This window comes from Oceanobacter sp. 3_MG-2023, assembly GCF_030688925.1.
Classification (GTDB): domain Bacteria; phylum Pseudomonadota; class Gammaproteobacteria; order Pseudomonadales; family Oceanobacteraceae; genus Oceanobacter.
Window position 1 is genome coordinate 275,475 of sequence record NZ_JAUYVX010000001.1, and the last position, 16,072, is coordinate 291,546.

At 53.2% G+C, this 16,072-nt stretch carries 12 protein-coding genes and 3 tRNA genes; 3 read left to right on the plus strand and 12 right to left on the minus strand.

The features are described 5' to 3' along the window. Position 1: 1 nt before the first annotated feature. On the minus strand, positions 2-1,633 hold the full coding sequence (locus Q8W32_RS01235) for a hypothetical protein (protein WP_305413327.1): 1,632 nt from the start codon (positions 1,631-1,633) through the stop codon (positions 2-4). A 273-nt stretch (positions 1,634-1,906) separates the two neighbouring features. Between Q8W32_RS01235 and nhaB the strand changes: the two genes are divergently transcribed. Then, positions 1,907-3,415, plus strand: a complete 1,509-nt coding sequence (gene nhaB / locus Q8W32_RS01240) for a sodium/proton antiporter NhaB (RefSeq protein ID WP_305413328.1) — start codon at positions 1,907-1,909, stop codon at positions 3,413-3,415. A gap of 111 nt (positions 3,416-3,526) precedes the next feature. Here the strand turns inward: nhaB and dnaQ are convergent, their stop codons facing one another. From dnaQ to Q8W32_RS01255, 3 genes are read right to left on the minus strand one after another with little or no spacing between them, the layout of a single operon-like run. Next, positions 3,527-4,234, minus strand: a complete 708-nt coding sequence (gene dnaQ, locus Q8W32_RS01245) for a DNA polymerase III subunit epsilon (protein WP_305413329.1) — start codon at positions 4,232-4,234, stop codon at positions 3,527-3,529. Continuing rightward, on the minus strand, positions 4,231-4,665 hold the full coding sequence (rnhA, locus tag Q8W32_RS01250) for a ribonuclease HI (RefSeq protein ID WP_303431556.1): 435 nt from the start codon (positions 4,663-4,665) through the stop codon (positions 4,231-4,233). Before rnhA ends, dnaQ begins: the two co-directional genes overlap by 4 nt. A gap of 14 nt (positions 4,666-4,679) precedes the next feature. Continuing rightward, entirely contained in the window at positions 4,680-5,453 is a 774-nt protein-coding gene (locus Q8W32_RS01255; protein ID WP_303431554.1) for a class I SAM-dependent methyltransferase, read from the minus strand. Positions 5,454-5,583: 130 nt separating this feature from the next. Here Q8W32_RS01255 and Q8W32_RS01260 point away from each other — a divergent pair, with 130 nt between their 5' ends. Then, entirely contained in the window at positions 5,584-7,152 is a 1,569-nt protein-coding gene (locus tag Q8W32_RS01260) for a LysM peptidoglycan-binding domain-containing protein (RefSeq protein WP_305413331.1), read from the plus strand. Between the two features lie 21 nt (positions 7,153-7,173). Continuing rightward, complete coding sequence (locus Q8W32_RS01265; protein WP_305413332.1) at positions 7,174-8,814, plus strand: ABC transporter substrate-binding protein; 1,641 nt, start codon at positions 7,174-7,176, stop codon at positions 8,812-8,814. On the opposite strand, the gene Q8W32_RS01270 is transcribed toward Q8W32_RS01265, so the two are convergent. From Q8W32_RS01270 to Q8W32_RS01305, 8 genes are all read right to left on the minus strand, one after another. Further along, entirely contained in the window at positions 8,790-9,308 is a 519-nt protein-coding gene (locus tag Q8W32_RS01270) for a DUF1285 domain-containing protein (RefSeq protein ID WP_303431551.1), read from the minus strand. The two genes, Q8W32_RS01265 and Q8W32_RS01270, sit on opposite strands and share 25 nt — an antisense overlap. Before the next feature lie 333 nt (positions 9,309-9,641). Next, positions 9,642-9,728, minus strand: a tRNA-Leu gene (locus tag Q8W32_RS01275). A gap of 45 nt (positions 9,729-9,773) precedes the next feature. Beyond that, positions 9,774-9,847 (minus strand) — tRNA-Cys (locus Q8W32_RS01280). A 112-nt stretch (positions 9,848-9,959) separates the two neighbouring features. Continuing rightward, positions 9,960-10,035, minus strand: a tRNA-Gly gene (locus Q8W32_RS01285). A gap of 119 nt (positions 10,036-10,154) precedes the next feature. Further along, on the minus strand, positions 10,155-10,700 hold the full coding sequence (gene pgsA, locus Q8W32_RS01290; protein ID WP_303431550.1) for a CDP-diacylglycerol--glycerol-3-phosphate 3-phosphatidyltransferase: 546 nt from the start codon (positions 10,698-10,700) through the stop codon (positions 10,155-10,157). A 69-nt stretch (positions 10,701-10,769) separates the two neighbouring features. Next, positions 10,770-12,602, minus strand: coding sequence for an excinuclease ABC subunit UvrC (gene uvrC / locus Q8W32_RS01295; protein WP_303431549.1), 1,833 nt, complete (start codon positions 12,600-12,602; stop codon positions 10,770-10,772). Beyond that, positions 12,602-13,249 (minus strand): UvrY/SirA/GacA family response regulator transcription factor, encoded by a 648-nt coding sequence (gene uvrY, locus Q8W32_RS01300; RefSeq protein ID WP_305413333.1) that lies wholly within the window; start codon positions 13,247-13,249, stop codon positions 12,602-12,604. The genes uvrC and uvrY overlap by 1 nt, the downstream gene beginning before the upstream one ends. Positions 13,250-13,329: 80 nt before the next feature. Then, complete coding sequence (locus tag Q8W32_RS01305) at positions 13,330-16,044, minus strand: bifunctional acetate--CoA ligase family protein/GNAT family N-acetyltransferase (RefSeq protein ID WP_303431547.1); 2,715 nt, start codon at positions 16,042-16,044, stop codon at positions 13,330-13,332. Positions 16,045-16,072 lie beyond the last annotated feature (28 nt).

The window sequence follows — 16,072 nt, forward strand, 5'->3', positions numbered from 1 at the left end:
GTCAGCTCTGCAGATGCACAAGACTCTCTTGTGCCAGTCGAATCGCTTCATCAGCACCGGCAGTCTGGCCATTAAGGGTATCGAGAAAATACTCAATAGCCGTAATAGCGTCAGCAAATGCTTCCATTTTATGTTCTTCTATCGGTTCACGGGCAGCCAACACCTGATACGTAATAAAGTTATTCAGCGCCAGCAGCACATCATGAGCCGGGCGTTTATCGAGAAACAACAGCGCACCGGCCACGTCGAGCAAGCTTTTACCGACATTTTTGATATGCAGGTGGTCGCCGTCTGATTCCAAATAACTGCCAATTGCCCGTTTGATCATCGCCAGGGCTGTCATGGATTCTGAGACCACAGCAATACGGGCTTCTCTCAGGCTGATTGGATCGACCAGGGTTTTGGTGTCCAGGCCACTGTGCGATATCGCGCGCAAGTCCTGCTCCAAACGTATGATACTGTCCGCCACACTGGCGACATTATCTTTCAGGGCATGGGTTCCACCTGCCCGCAACTGCTCAACCAGCGCCAGGGTACGACTTGCCGGTAACGCCTGATTGGTAATCATCAGGGTGTCACCGATACGCGCCAACGACGCCAGCAAGTCCTCGAAGTCTTCAGCACTGATGTCGATACGCTCAATCAGGTCGACCTGGTCCTTGATCATTTGCAGCTCTTCCTGCAACGCGGTCGCCAGTGATTCCATGGCGGCGGTATCCGGGCCTCGTAACTGGTTACGGAATTCCACCAGCTGGGCTTCTTTTACACCACGGCCAATCTGGAACTCTTCCTGCAGAGTACGAATCAGGTCGGAATCCGGCTGTGCCAGCGATATGATATGAACAAATTCCTTCAGCAACCAGTCTGGCTGCTTCTCCGCAAATGCCTTGCCTTCGGTGTCCTGAACATGTCGCACTTGCTTGTCCAGCTGCCCCATCAGAGTCAGCCGCGACGGCGTCATTTCGAAGTTTTCCTGCGCCAGCGCGTCCAGGGCACCCATCACCGTATGCCAGAACAACCAGGAAGCACCACCCCGGCTCGCCTTTTCAAAACGGCTGATGGCACGGGACATCACCATCACAGGCCCCTTCCGGCCTTGCCGACGCATCAGGCCCAGCAAGCCCAGCTGGTACATCTGGCGCGCTCGCCGATACGGGAAGCGCATCATGCCGGACTCAACCTTGGGGATCGTCACACGAGGCCGCAGGTTCACCAGAAAGAAATAGGCTTCCGGCAGGGGCGCATCGTTACGTTCTTTACGGATCTGGTTAATAGAGGGGATCAGCAAGCTGGGGGACAATGGATAACCGGCACCCAGCAAATCGACAAACCGTTTCAGGAATACAATGGCCTGGGTAAACACCGTTAATGTCTGATCCGCCAGCCGCTCACCCCGAGCAGACCGGCCAGTTTCTGCAAACTCCTCACAAATACGCTCGCCAGCACGGAAATCGAGCATCTTGAATGTGCCCCGTACTTGCTGAACCTCGGCCAAAAAGGCGCGAAACTGCTCCGGGCTGCCCGTTTCTGAATACATATCCAACTGTGCAGCGGCTTGATCCAGTGCGTTGGCCACCTCGGCTTTTACCAGGTTCAACGATACTGCAAACGTTGACTCTTCACTTCCGATCATTAGTTCTGCCATGAGTGTTTGTCGTATTTTGTGAACATTTGTTATTGCCATTCTATCGACTTCATCTACCAATCGCGAAAGTTTTGCGACGCGGAAGTCAAATGGCGATGCACTTGCCAAATAAAACCATATACAAGGCTTTTTATCTGCATTAGCACGATCTACCGCAGATAGTACACGGATAACCAACCAAGTATTGGACACAAGTTGCAAATAATTGAAAACCCATTACATTGCCCGTCTCCCAAAAGGGAGGCAACCAAGGAATAACGCATGACCGTCAACTTACTCGCTGCATTCAGGCATAACTTCTTGGGCAACGCACCCCAGTGGTACAAGCAAACCATTGTTGCCTTTCTGGTATTCAATATCATCAGCGTTTATACGCTGGGTACCTATATAACCGGCTGGATCCTGATTGTGGAGTTTATCTTCACACTGGCCATGGCATTGAAGTGTTACCCCCTTCAACCCGGTGGATTACTGGCCATAGAAGCTATCTTGCTCAATATGGCACCGGCTGACACGGTTTACGAAGAAGCGCTCCATAACTTCCCCGTCATTCTGTTACTGATGTTTATGGTCGCAGGGATCTACTTCATGAAGGACCTGCTGCTGTATGCCTTCACCAAGATTCTGCTAGGTGTAAAATCAAAAACAACCCTGTCTTTACTGTTTTGTATTGTAGCGGCCATTCTGTCGGCATTTCTGGATGCCCTGACTGTTACCGCGGTACTGATCAGTGTGGCTGTCGGCTTTTATAGTGTGTATCACCGGGTCGCCAGCGGCAATTTGTCTCAGAACCACGACCACGGTTCGGACGCACAATTAAAAGACCAGCATCGCCAGGACCTTGATACCTTCCGCGCATTTCTGCGTAGTTTATTGATGCATGGCGCCGTCGGCACCGCCCTGGGGGGTGTTTGCACCCTGGTTGGTGAGCCGCAAAACCTGTTGATTGCCAAGGTCGCTGGCTGGGAGTTTTTTGATTTTTTCACCACCATGGCCCCAGTGACCATGCCGGTACTGGCCGCAGGACTGTTAACCTGCTTCCTGCTCGAAAAAACCGCCATATTCGGTTACGGCACCCAGCTGCCTGATGATGTACGCCGTATCCTTCAGGATTACGACAACAAACAATCCTCTCGCATGACGTCCAAACAAACCGCACGACTGGTGATACAAGGCATTGTTGCCATATTACTGGTGTTTGGCCTGGCGTTTCACCTGGCTGAAGTAGGTCTTATTGGCTTGATGGTCATTATTCTGCTGACCACCTTTAACGGTATTATCGAAGAACATCAAATCGGCAAGGCATTTGAAGAAGCACTGCCATTTACCGCGTTGCTGGTGGTATTTTTCAGTATCGTGGCTGTCATTCACAGCCAGCATTTGTTTACCCCGATCATTAGCTGGATTCTCGACACCAACAATGTGTCGCCATCCGCCCAGCCTGGCATTTTCTTTCTCGCCAACGGTGTGCTGTCGATGATCAGCGATAATGTCTTTGTTGCCACTGTCTATATCACCGAGGTCAAGGAGGCACTGGATGCCGGTCATATCGACCGTGATCACTTCAACCTGCTGGCAACAGCGATCAATACCGGAACCAACCTGCCCAGCGTGGCAACGCCTAACGGCCAGGCTGCATTTCTGTTCTTGCTGACATCCAATCTGGCACCGCTGATCCGGTTGTCTTACGGCAAGATGGTCTTGATGGCGCTTCCTTATACCATCGTGATGACCGGCATCGGTTTTATTGCGGTCACCTACTGGCTCTAGCTGACAGGCCGTCTACCTGCCCAGCGACAATTACGACTTGCAATAGCTTCAGTTGGTTATTGGATTGGTCGTTTTTATCGCCTGGACGGGCAGCCAGGCCTTGAGCAACCATCACTGCCGCCAGAGTGCTCCCTCGCTTTTTTTATCGATCATATCCAGCATGCGTTCGTGCGCGGACACTTCATCGGCTGTCGCCAGGATAACAGGCAACTCCGCTTTGGCTGCCAGAGCCTGTAACATTTCCAGATCCAGTCCATCCCCTTCACCAGACCGATTGTCATCCTCTACCGATAACATCAGATCTGTCTGACCACCGGTCATCATCAGATAAACGTCGGCCAGAATCTCCGCATCCAGCAAAGCCCCGTGCAGGTCCCGGTGACTGTTATCGATATCAAATCGCTTGCACAGTGCATCCAGTGACGCCCGGGCTCCTGGAAACATCTCCCGGGCCAGCTTGAGAGTGTCCAGTGTGGTACAGAAATCCAGTGTCGGTGACACGCCCAACAAGCGGAATTCGTAATCCATCATGCCAATATCAAACGCCGAGTTGTGAATCACCAGTTCCGCACCGGCAATAAACTCCCGGAATTCATCCACGATATCAGCAAATACCGGGCAACCCTGTTCAACCAGCCATTCCATACTGATGCCATGGACGGCTTGCGCTTCCGGGTCGATTTCCCGTTGTGGGTTGATGTAGCGATGATAATGACGACCGGTCAATTTCCGTTCGATCACCTCCACGCAACCAATTTCCAGAATCCGGTGTCCTTCACCGATACCGGTGGTTTCTGTATCCAGTACCACTTGTCTCATAACATCACCTGCTCAACACCACGATTGGCTAACTGATCGGCTTTTTCATTCCCTTCATGGCCGGCATGGCCCTTGACCCACTGCCATTCGACCTGATGCTGCTGGCAGGCCTGATCCAGTGCTTGCCACAAATCCTTGTTTTTAACCGGCTGCCGGGCGGCCGTCTTCCAGCCATTTTTTTTCCAGCCCGCCATCCATTGATTGATGCCTTGTTTCACATATTGTGAATCCGTGGTCAGCACCACATCACATGGCCGGGTTAACGCTTCAAGACCCCGAATCGCGGCCATTAACTCCATACGATTGTTGGTGGTATTTCGCTCGCCACCACACAGTTCTTTTTCTTTGTCACCAAAACGCAGCAACGCTCCCCAACCGCCGGCTCCCGGATTACCCTTGCAAGCGCCGTCCGTGAAGATTTCAACTTTCATATATGTATTCCAAATTAATCTGTTGGTAGCTGATTATTAACTGTCGGCAGTGTATCACCTGCCACCCTGGCCGCCGGTACAGCCATGCCAAACCCAGGATTCATCAACCAGCGCCGTGGTTGAATCGGCGTAACACCGGCGACGGTCTTGCGCGCCACCATGATATAGGCGTTGGCAGGCACCCAGGAATGACCGGCCAGCACCCGGTCGAAACGACGACTGGCCCCTTCAGACAGCAACCGCAATGGCCACAGATGCGCCACCGGTGTAACCGACTCCACCCGGAAGTCCAGCAACGTTAGCCAGTCACTCAACCGCGGCGCACTGACGCAGTTCACGACCCAGGGCAAACGGGACGACAGGGTAAACCCTCGTCGCAGCAGACCAAACACACTCATTGGCGAAAACCCCACCACCACCACATAACCGCTTGGCACCAGCACTCTGGCTGCCTCGCGCATCATCTGATGTGGCCGGGCCGACAAATCCAGACCATGCTGCAAAACCACCACATCAACCGATTCATCTGCCAATGGCCAGGCATCGTCTTGCATCCGCGCATCGCAGCCCGAATCCCTGGCCCAGCCCGGCGCCATACGAAAACAATGGCGTAATCGTGTTCGCTTCAAGAACCGGGGGGTATTATCGATCCCGGCGTACAATAAATGATGGCCATGAAAATCGGCCAGAGCCTCTCTTAACCAACCAGCCTCAAGGGACAACAAACGCCTGGCGGAGCCTGACTCTATCCACTGCTGATACACTTCGGACTTGATCCGGATACCCATAACACTCCCGCTGGAATAAACCTGTCTGCAAGACATAAACCATGTCTTTGGCTGTAACCACTGCGATCCGGTTGCCAGCGTATACGGCAATCTCTAGACTGTGCCGCGACTCTATCGACATTGTATTCACATGCGCCCTCTCTCTCTACCTGCTCTACCCGTTCTGCTGGCTTCCTTTTTTCTCAGTGCTTGTGTCAGCCAGCCTGTTATTCCGGAAGATACCCGCTACCAGGCCACCGCCACCGCGGTCCCTGTTGATGACCATTGGCAGCCGCAAGCGGTCGATGACGGCGTCGACAATGTTTGGGATAGGCTGCTGGACAATTTCAGCCTGCAGCTGGACATAGACAATCCACGCCTGAAGCTGCAACGTGACTGGTTTATCAAGCACCCGACCTATATCAACCGGGTGTCCCAGCGTGCCGAGCCGTATATTTATTACATCGCCGAACAAATCGAAGTCCGCAATATGCCCGGTGAAGTAGCCTTGCTGCCAATCGTCGAAAGTGCATTTGACCCTTTCGCCTACAGCCATGGGCGAGCTTCCGGGGTGTGGCAGTTTATTCCGTCAACCGGCACCTATTTTGGTTTAAAACAAGACTGGTGGTACGACGGTCGCCGCGACATCCGCGCAGCCACCAATGCCGCCCTGGACTACCTCAGCAACCTGGCCAATCGTTTTGATGGCGACTGGCACCTGGCACTGGCGGCCTATAACTCTGGTGGTGGCACGGTAAGCCGGGCAATCCGCCGCAACAAGGAAGCCGGCAAACCCACCGATTTCTGGTCACTGGATCTGCCCAAGGAAACCAAGGCCTACGTCCCCAAGCTGCTGGCATTGGCGCAACTGCTCAAGTACCCGGAAAAATACAACATCCCGTTCACCCCCATTGACAACACCCCATTCTTTGCCGTGGTAGAAACCGGAGGTCAGATCGACCTTGCCCAGATCGCCGATATGTCGGACACCGACCTGGAGCAAATCTATCGCCTGAACCCGGGTTTCAACCGCTGGGCCACTCACCCAGACGGCCCCCACCAGATACTGGTACCGGTCGACAAGCGTCAGCAACTGCAACAGGCCCTGGTCGATTTACCGCCCGCCAAACGCCTGCAATGGCATCGCTACACCGTCAAGTCCGGTGATAACCTGCAATCGATCGGCCGCACGTACCGCACCACGATCGAGGTTATCAAACAAGCCAACAACCTGACCGGTAGCACCATACGGGTTGGCCAGACGTTGCTCATTCCTGGCGCCCTGAAAAATCAGGAGGCCTATTCGCAAAGTCTCTCGCAGCGACTGGACCGTACTCGCAACCAGCGCCAACCCGGCAATACCCGAAAAATTGCCTACACCGTGCGTGCCGGTGATTCTTTCTGGAAAATTGGCCGCCAATACAATGTTACCTCTCGCGATATCGCCCACTGGAACGGTATGGCACCGGGCGACCCACTCCGGGTCGGCCAACAACTCACCGTTTGGGTGCCACAAGACAGCAAGGCCCCTTCCCGCTCCGCCCGGGAAGAGATTCGCAAGGTTACCTATCGGGTTCGCAGTGGTGACTCCCTGGCCAGCATCGCCAGTCGCTTCCGGGTCACGATTGCCGACATTCGCAAGTGGAACCCCAAGGACACCCGCAACAAGTATTTGTATCCGGGGCAAAAACTGCTACTCCATGTTAACGTGGTGCACTAGGTCACCATCGAGGGAGATGCCATGTCAGACCATCTGCACAACGCCCTCAGACAACCAGTCCAGCGCCACCCCGAAGGTTACCTGCGCAACGGACTGACGCACCGCCGGGCACTGTCGGCTCTGGGCTGGCAATACTGGCGCTGCCTGCTTATTCCAGCCGTGATGGCACTGCTGAGCCTTCAGGCCAACGCCATCATTCCCGTTACCTACACTGCCGCGCCCGAACAACTGACCTGGCAAGCACCGGATATCACCGCCTGGGGTGACCCGGCAGCAGAGCCAGGTGGTGTTTTTCGCCTGTCGATTGCCGCCAAGCCAACCACATTACGCCGCTTTGGACCGCAGACGCCCAACCAGCTCAGCCCGTTATTGGCCGATCTGCAACTGCCGCTGTTGGCGCGCCACCCCGACAACGGTTCTCCGGTCCCCATGCTGGCGGCTCGCTGGGCAGTGGCCGATCATCGCATCACCTACCAGCTGCACGATGCCGCTCGCTGGTCGGATGGCATCCCGATCACCAGCCAGGACATTGCGTTCACTTTGCAATTTCTCTCCGATCCGGCCAACCAGACCCCCTGGCAAGCCCAGTCCCTGAGCCATTTTATCCGGGGCATTGAGGTCCATGACACCCAGCGTTTCAGTCTGATCACCACAACACCGGTCACCTCGCAATCCCTGCTACAGATATCCGCCCTGAAGGCCATGGCCCAACATTTCTACCAGCCCAACCTGCAATGGCCACGGCAGTATGACTGGCGACCAGAGCCAACCTCCGGCCCTTACCACCTCACCGAAGTCATTCCCTCAGAGCGACTGCTGGTCAGCCGCATCCGCCCCTGGTGGGGAGATAATCTGCCTGCATTTGGCCATCGCTTTAATGCCCAGCAGATCCGTATCCGCTTCAGCAAAAACCTGCAAGACAGCTACCTGCAACTACAGCGTGGCGATCAAGATATTCTCCCGCTTCACAACCAGAAAAACTGGAACAGCCCGCTGATCACTCAGCTACTGGGCCAACGTCCGGTTGCGCGTTATCGCCATTATTTCCAGGGCAATCCATCCCTCACCGCCCTCCTGATCAACCATCAACAACTGCAACCAGCCAGCCGCAAACCCGGCCTGACCTTGATTCACGCAGGCGTGACCAACAACAGTCCGTTATTGCAACAACAGCAGGAAGCCTTCAAAAACCAGGGGTACCAGATTCAGCGTCAAGCCCTGGATCACGACGCCTTACTGGAACGGCTAAAGACAGGAAATTTTGAACTCGCCTGGATTACTCTGGACGGACTGGAAAGTGCCGATGCCAGCGACTACCTCGCCTGGCTGACCCAGCATTACCCAGCCGCACACCATATAGAAGTCAAACAGGATCAAACACAACCACAGGCCAGCCAATACCTGGCCTGGCAATGGGTAAAGCTGCCGTCATGGCTGGGCATGCGTTACAGCAACGATTTATTCAATCCGTTTGCCGCCACCACTGGCGGTATGTTCTGGATCGACCAGCGTCTGAAAACCAATGCCCTGGCACGCACAGCAAAATTCAGCACCAATCAGACCTTTATCAACGATACTTATCAAACCGATCCGGACATCGGCCTTGGGGATGATACCGTCAGCGCGATCAGGCCATTTCAGCCAGCCAGATTAAATGAATAATCGCCACTGGTTACCCAATAACCATCATCCCGCTCCTCAGCCCAGTCAACCAGCTGGTAATAGGTATTTCTACAGAAACGCGCCATCAAGCCAGAGCGGACCTCAACACAGGGCAGCCTTTGTCCGTCACGCTCCGACAACTGAACCGGATGCTCCAGCCCCAGCACCAAGGTATCACCAACATTGGTTACGGCGTTGATTACTCCCGCTTCGCGCTCCAGCAAAATCACTTGGAAAGGCAAATCATCCACCTGGATCGTCATCTTTTCGGCGGGTGTCACCAGCACATAATCATCACCATCCTTACGCAGAATGCTGGCAAACAATCGCACCAGCTCAGGACGCTTGATCAATCCACCTTCGTGGTACCAGTCACCCTGCGGATCGATCCGGATATCAATCTCACCACAATGCGCCGGATGCCATAATTCCACCGGCGGCCGACGGTCGCTCGACACCATACCGGCCAGTGCCGACAAATCTTGCAAGGACATACTCTTCACCTGTCTTGATACGTCTTTTATATATCGCGAGACCCATTGGCCTATACAGCAACAGGGCCGCCATAAAAAACAGCGATAACTGGAGATCGTTGGATAGAATGCTGACCACGACTTGTTTATGGAAATAACCATAGCCAGAGAAAGCAAAAGTCTCAACAAACGACGTTGGCTAAAAGCGGTGGATCAAGCAGAAATAAAGCAACAAGGATACGAACGGCATGTTTGCACATACGGTATATTTTAAAGCCTTGTGGCTGGATTTTTTGAAATATTTTGAAATGGAATTTTGTTAGTAAGCGCTACCGCTGGAAGGCCTGTATATAGTGGTGCCCGAGGCCGGAATCGAACCGGCACGACCGTAAGGTCGGGAGATTTTAAGTCTCCTGTGTCTACCGATTTCACCACCCGGGCTAACAGGCGACAGATGGACAAGCGATGTCCTGTATCTGTAAATCTTGGAGGCGCGAGCCGGAGTCGAACCGGCCTACGTGGATTTGCAATCCAGTGCATAACCGCTTTGCTATCGCGCCTGACAGTTATCTTCAAGAATAAAGAAACTGAAAAAACCAGACACCAACTCCCTTCTATTCAGGCCAGCTGATTCTGACAATCTTTCTTTTGGCCATATTTCATAAGGAAAAATGGAGCGGGAAACGAGATTCGAACTCGCGACCCCGACCTTGGCAAGGTCGTGCTCTACCAACTGAGCTATTCCCGCAAAAGATGGGACGCATTATATGCAAAGCTAAAATACTGTCAATCTTTTTGTTAGATTTTAACTACTTAGCCAACAGGCAAGAGGTTACAAGCCCCTCGCTGGTGGCATACCGATACTTGTTACGACCCTCGTAACTGAGGCCAGGCGGCTTTCAAATAGATCAGCATCGACCACAAGGTCAAAACCGCGGCACCATAAAGCAAGACAATCCCCATCCATTCCAGCATCGGGTGTTCCCGGGAAGCCAGCAACATGATAATTGAGACCATCTGTAATGCTGTTTTGATCTTGCCCAAACCGGAGACGGCCACATTAGCGCGTTTACCCAGTTCGGCCATCCATTCTCGTAATGCTGAAATCACAATTTCTCGCCCGACAATAATCATGGCCGGTATCGTCATCCAGGAGACAGCGTAATCTTCTACCAGCACCATCAGCGCCGCTGCAACAATCAATTTGTCTGCGACCGGATCCAGAAATGCCCCCAGCGGGGTGGCCTGATTCAATTTGCGGGCAAGATATCCATCAAACCAGTCCGTTATCGCCGCTAGCGCAAACAGCCCTGCCGCCCAACTTTTTCCTCCCCAGCCCAGCCAGTAATAACTGACTACCATCAGAGGAATCATCGCAATCCTGCCAACAGTCAACATGTTGGGCACATTCATAAACACTACACCTGTTTCAACTTGGTACGCAGCCTTGCGTCTCCACCGACCTGCTTATCCTTCAGGCCACTACTCGCCGTGTAACTGCACAAAGATCTGATCTGCGAGCTTCTGGCTGACACCGGGTACCCGCGCAATTTCTTCGCGAGGAGCACCACGCATATTTTTCAAACTGCCAAAGTGCAATAACAAGGCACGTCGGCGCTTGGGGCCAACCCCTTGTAGATTGTCCAGCTCCGACTGGCTACGGGACTTGGCCCGTGCTTTACGGTGTCCGGTGATAGCAAACCGGTGCGATTCATCCCGCACCCACTGCAATAACCGGAAACCATCATCATGAGCGTCGGGGATTATAGGTTGAAGCGCGCCGGCTTCCCATAAAAATTCCCAACCGGACTTGCGTGTTTCTCCTTTGGATATCCCCCAGAGGGCCACTGTTGAGATTTCCAGATTACTCAACACCTGTTCAATACGTGCCACCTGGCCCTTGCCACCATCAACCATCAATACATCCGGCAGGTCATTTTGTTCTTTTAATCGTGTCAGGTGGCGTGTAATAGCCTGTTCCAGCGCGGCATAATCATCTCCTGGTGTCACACCCCGGATACTGAAGCGCCGATACCGCTGCTTGGCCAATCCTTCCCGATCAAATACCACGCACGATGCATAGGTGGCTTCACCCTGGGCATGACTGATATCAAAACATTCTATGCGCTCCGGCGGCTTGGGCAATCCCAGCAAGTCAGCCACACAGGCCAGTTTTTTATGGGCAAGCTGATGCCCGGATATACGGGTTTGTGCACCGGCACGGGCATTATCGTCTGCCATGGCGCGCCACTGCCGCAGCTCACCACGTACGCCCCGGCTGTGTCGAACGGTACGTTCAAAGCGTAATCGTACGGCTTCTTGCACCACCGCCATATCGGCAGGGTCCACATCCACGACCAGCTCGGTGGGCAGGCCTTCCACAGCAAAACCAGACAGATAAAACTGCCCTATATACCCCAGTAGCAGATCCTGCGGTTGCTCTCCTGCAGGGTTGTCTGGGTAGTAGTTTTTACTGCTGACCAGTCGCCCTTGCCGAAAGACCAGGCGGTGCAGACAGACAATATCTTCTGTCTCCCACAACGCCCAGACATCGGCATCTTTATTGCCACTGTCAACCCGTTGTTTTTCCTGCACTCGCCGCAGCAACTCGATGCGATCCCGGATATCCGCGGCCCGTTCAAAATCCAGTTCAGCCGATGCATCAAGCATTTGTTGCTGCAAGTTGCGCATCAGCTGCTGGTTTTCGCCATTCAAGAACAAGACAGCGTGTTGGATATCACGCTGATAGCTGGCTTCAGAGACCAGGCCAACACAGGGAGCCGAACAACGCTTGATTTCGTATTGCAAACAGGGGCGACTGCGGTGATTAAAGTAACTGTCCTCGCAAGACCGCAACAAAAACAGTCGCTGCAAGTAATTCAGCGCTTCTCGTACCGCCCCGGAATTGGGGTAAGGGCCAAAATATTGACCGCTGCGTCCGTCTCGACTCACCCGCTTGCCACGGCGGTAAGCCAACAGAGGGAAAGCATGGGCGGACAGGTGCAGATAGGGGTAGGACTTATCATCTTTCAGCAGGATGTTGTACGGTGGCCGATGCTGTTTGATCAGCGTTTGTTCCAACAACAAGGCTTCGGCTTCACTGGCCGTTACAGTCACTTCAATATGATGAATACCTGAGACCAAAGCCACGGTCTTACTGTTCAGCCCTCGCGAGCGAAAATAGCTGGCAACCCGGTTTTTCAGGTTTTTGGCTTTGCCGACATACAGCAGTTGCTGGTCGACACTGTACATCCGATAGACACCGGCCCGCTGGGTCAGTGTCTTCAGAAAGGCAGGGATATCAAATTCGGTCATCAGCTACCGCTGTTGGCATCGATCAGTCCATGACGAATAGCCAAACGTGTCAACTCCACATCGCCATCGATCCCCAGCTTTTCGAACACCCGATAACGGTAGCTGTTCACCGTTTTGGGGCTGAGGAATAATTTCTCGCCGATGGCTGCTGGTTTCTGGCAATTAACAATCATCAATGCGATTTGCATCTCTCGCTCAGATAAACCATCAAAAGGATTGTGGGAGTTTTCCTGGAAGGGTTTTAATGCCATTCGCTGGGCAATTTCTGTGCTGATATACATCTGTCCCCGGTGCACTTTCATGATCGCATCGATCATTTCTTCTGCATCAGCCCCCTTGGTAATATAACCAGAAGCGCCTGCTTGCAGCAGGCGCTGGGCAAAGGGGTTGTCATCACAGGCCGACACGGCAATCACCCGGATATCACTATCGCTGCGGGCAATTTTGCGGGTGGCCTCCATCCCTCCTATTCCGGGCATCTGAATATCCATCAGAATAACGTCCGGCTCGTGCTCTCTGGCAAATTTGATGGCTTGTTCGCCACTTTCAGCCTGCCCTACGACCTCAATTCCGTTTGCGTCAGCCAGCAATGCTGAGATCCCTGAGCGCACCAGCTCATGATCATCGACTACCAACACAGAAATCAAAGATTAACCTCACTTTTTATTAACTCACCAGCAATCATCATCGCAGGTGAAACATTATTATTGCCTGACTCTATCAGTGTTCAGGCTGGATACATACGCTTGCGTTGCCAGGCGTACTTGAGCGGGTTCAGATTTTTTGTCACTTCAACAACACCTTCCTCGTGATTATGGTGCAGCGTAAAACCAAGGCGCCGATTCAGGTTCAACATACCAGGATTATGAGGAAGTACAGTCCCAAACATCTGCAAGACGCCACGATTGGTCAGATAATCTATCATAATCTGCATCAACTGCTTACCCAACCCTTCGCCACGGCATTGATCTCCAACAATAACCGAGTATTCTCCAGCGACATCATCCGGATCGATCCAGACACGTACAACACCTTTCAGCTGGCCATCCACACAGGCAACAAAGGCCATCTCTCTGTCATAATCAATCTGGGTGAATCGCGCAAGCTCACTATGATCAAATTGTCGACGAGCGCCAAAAAACCTTAGTCGTAACGACTCGGCGCTCAAATCACCATAGAAGCTCTCCAGTAGTGGTTCGTCCTCGGCCCGAATAGGGCGTATCTGATACTGCACGCCGCTATTTCCCTGATACGACGACTCCAGCTCCTTCGGGTACGGCATAATGGCACTTTTTACCGGGTGCCCCACTTCGCCAGCAATACCAATTGCGATGTAATGCCCGACACGTTGACGAATGGCATTCACTTCCAGCGCCGCCAGCCAGGGGTGATTAAGCGCAATATGTGACAAGGCCACCAGCCAGCGCTCAAGCGTAACCAACTCCCGCTCAATGTTATCGGAACGTTCCTGCAGCACATCATAGAAGTGGCTGCGCTTGATCAGTTTTTCCGCCAGGTTGGCATTCAACGGTGGCAGCGCGACCTGCCGGTCAACCAGCGTATCTGCAGTAGTACCGCCACCACCAAAAAACAGGTAAGGGCCAATTTCGACATCCCGACCAATCCCGAACGAAAACTGCAGGTTATCCAGTGCACGATGCATGGTTTGTACCGTATACCCCAACACCGGACTTTTTGGAAAACGTTCAGCAATTTCACCTTCCAGTTTTTCAGCCCCTTCCATCAGTTCGTCCAGCGACTGAATATTCCGTACCACACTGCGCATCCGCTCACGCGGGTTACGGCCATAGGCAAACGGATACAGATAATCACGGTGATGAACCCGTAAAACCCAGGGGTCCGGTATTTCCGGAGCTGCTGCCAGCAACTCTGACAACGAGGTCCGGTAGCGATTATCTGCAAAGGCAAAGCCATAAGCCTTGAGCAACTTCCAGGCATAATTGGGCCACAAATAATCACCAGGGCGATGGTTATCGAGAATTTCCTTGTCGACATCCATGTAGGCATTGGAGATAGGAATTTCCAGACTTTCCGGGGTTTCTCGCAACAGCTCCTGGGTTAGCCGGTGGCGTACCATATACATGTACGACGTAATGGCATTATCCGGAGTATTGAAGGTCGGCAACCCTTGCTCATCAAAATAATCCCGTGATGATTCCACCGAAAACTCACCGATCCAGCTGGTAATCACGCTCTTGTTATAGTTTTTGGCTACTTTCACCAACGCCTGTGCATTCGCCAGCGCATCGGTGCCAATACCCGGAATATAAATAACCAGCAAGGCATCCACCTGGCGGTCGGCCAGCAAGGTATTGGTCACTGCCGCCAGCTGCTGTGGCTGTAATTCCGGGTTCAGCAACAAGGGGTTATCGGTTTTGACATACTCAGGCAACAAACCGCGCAAATGGGTGCGGGTCTCATCCGACAGGCTGGCCAGTGTGCCACCATCCTGCAGCAGACGATCCAGCGCCAGAATCGCCGGGCCTCGCCCATTAGCAACCACCGCCAAACGTGGCCCGAACGACTCACGCTGCCGCCGCAGTGCATCCACACAGTGGAACATTTCATCCGTATCGTTCACTCGTAACACACCCGCACGGGCGAGGGTTTCGTCAATCAGGGCATCGCGGCTGCTCAACCCTTTGGGGGTGCTGATTCGATTAAGCGGGTTTTCCTGAAAACGATTACTTTTTACCGCCAACACCAGCTTGTGCCGGGATGCCGCTCGTAACGACCGCACCAGTGCCTTGCCTGAGCCAATTTCATCCAGCTGCACCAGAATGGTTTTGACGTGTGGTTCCTGCACCACAAAATCGATCAAATCAGAAAAACTGACATCCTGATTACTACCCAGCGTCATCACATGGGAGAAACCAACATTACGACTAAAGGCCCAGTCCATCACACCAGAGGCCAATGTCCCAGACTGGCCAACATAAGCGATATTGCCAGCCCGGACTGGTACATGCAGCAAGCTGGCATTAAATTTCCGCCACGGCACCACCAGCCCGAGGCAATCCGGCCCAAGCACACGAATACGGGTTTGCTGAATAACCTGCTCAAGCCGGTCGGATGCCGGGCGATACTGCCAGGAGCGGGTTCTGGCGATCCCCCCGGTCAGCAGCAACGCAGCGCCTACTCCTTTGCCATGCAGCTGTTTCAACACTTTGGGCACGGTTTCCGCTGGAGTACAAATAATAGCCAGATCGGGAGTTTCTTTCAGTTGACTGATCCGGCTCAAGGCAGGCACTCCGTATACCTGACTGTAACCACGAGTATTGATCGGAATAATTGTGCCAGGAAATTCACCATTCAGCAGGTTGCGAACAATCGCACCCCCGACACTGCCCGGACGCTCGGAAGCACCGATAACAGCAATCACTTTGGGCCGAAAGAACAACTCGAGGGAGCGAGTACCCATGTATTGTGATCCTTTAGTTGAGTTGGCC

Coding starts and splice junctions, on each gene's coding strand:
- Q8W32_RS01235 (WP_305413327.1), bottom strand. CDS start 1,633: ATGATCGGAAGTGAAGAGTCAACGTTTGCAGTATCGTTGAACCTGGTA.
- nhaB (WP_305413328.1), top strand. CDS start 1,907: ATGACCGTCAACTTACTCGCTGCATTCAGGCATAACTTCTTGGGCAAC.
- dnaQ (WP_305413329.1), bottom strand. CDS start 4,234: ATGAGACAAGTGGTACTGGATACAGAAACCACCGGTATCGGTGAAGGA.
- rnhA (WP_303431556.1), bottom strand. CDS start 4,665: ATGAAAGTTGAAATCTTCACGGACGGCGCTTGCAAGGGTAATCCGGGA.
- Q8W32_RS01255 (WP_303431554.1), bottom strand. CDS start 5,453: ATGGGTATCCGGATCAAGTCCGAAGTGTATCAGCAGTGGATAGAGTCA.
- Q8W32_RS01260 (WP_305413331.1), top strand. CDS start 5,584: ATGCGCCCTCTCTCTCTACCTGCTCTACCCGTTCTGCTGGCTTCCTTT.
- Q8W32_RS01265 (WP_305413332.1), top strand. CDS start 7,174: ATGTCAGACCATCTGCACAACGCCCTCAGACAACCAGTCCAGCGCCAC.
- Q8W32_RS01270 (WP_303431551.1), bottom strand. CDS start 9,308: ATGTCCTTGCAAGATTTGTCGGCACTGGCCGGTATGGTGTCGAGCGAC.
- pgsA (WP_303431550.1), bottom strand. CDS start 10,700: ATGAATGTGCCCAACATGTTGACTGTTGGCAGGATTGCGATGATTCCT.
- uvrC (WP_303431549.1), bottom strand. CDS start 12,602: ATGACCGAATTTGATATCCCTGCCTTTCTGAAGACACTGACCCAGCGG.
- Q8W32_RS01305 (WP_303431547.1), bottom strand. CDS start 16,044: ATGGGTACTCGCTCCCTCGAGTTGTTCTTTCGGCCCAAAGTGATTGCT.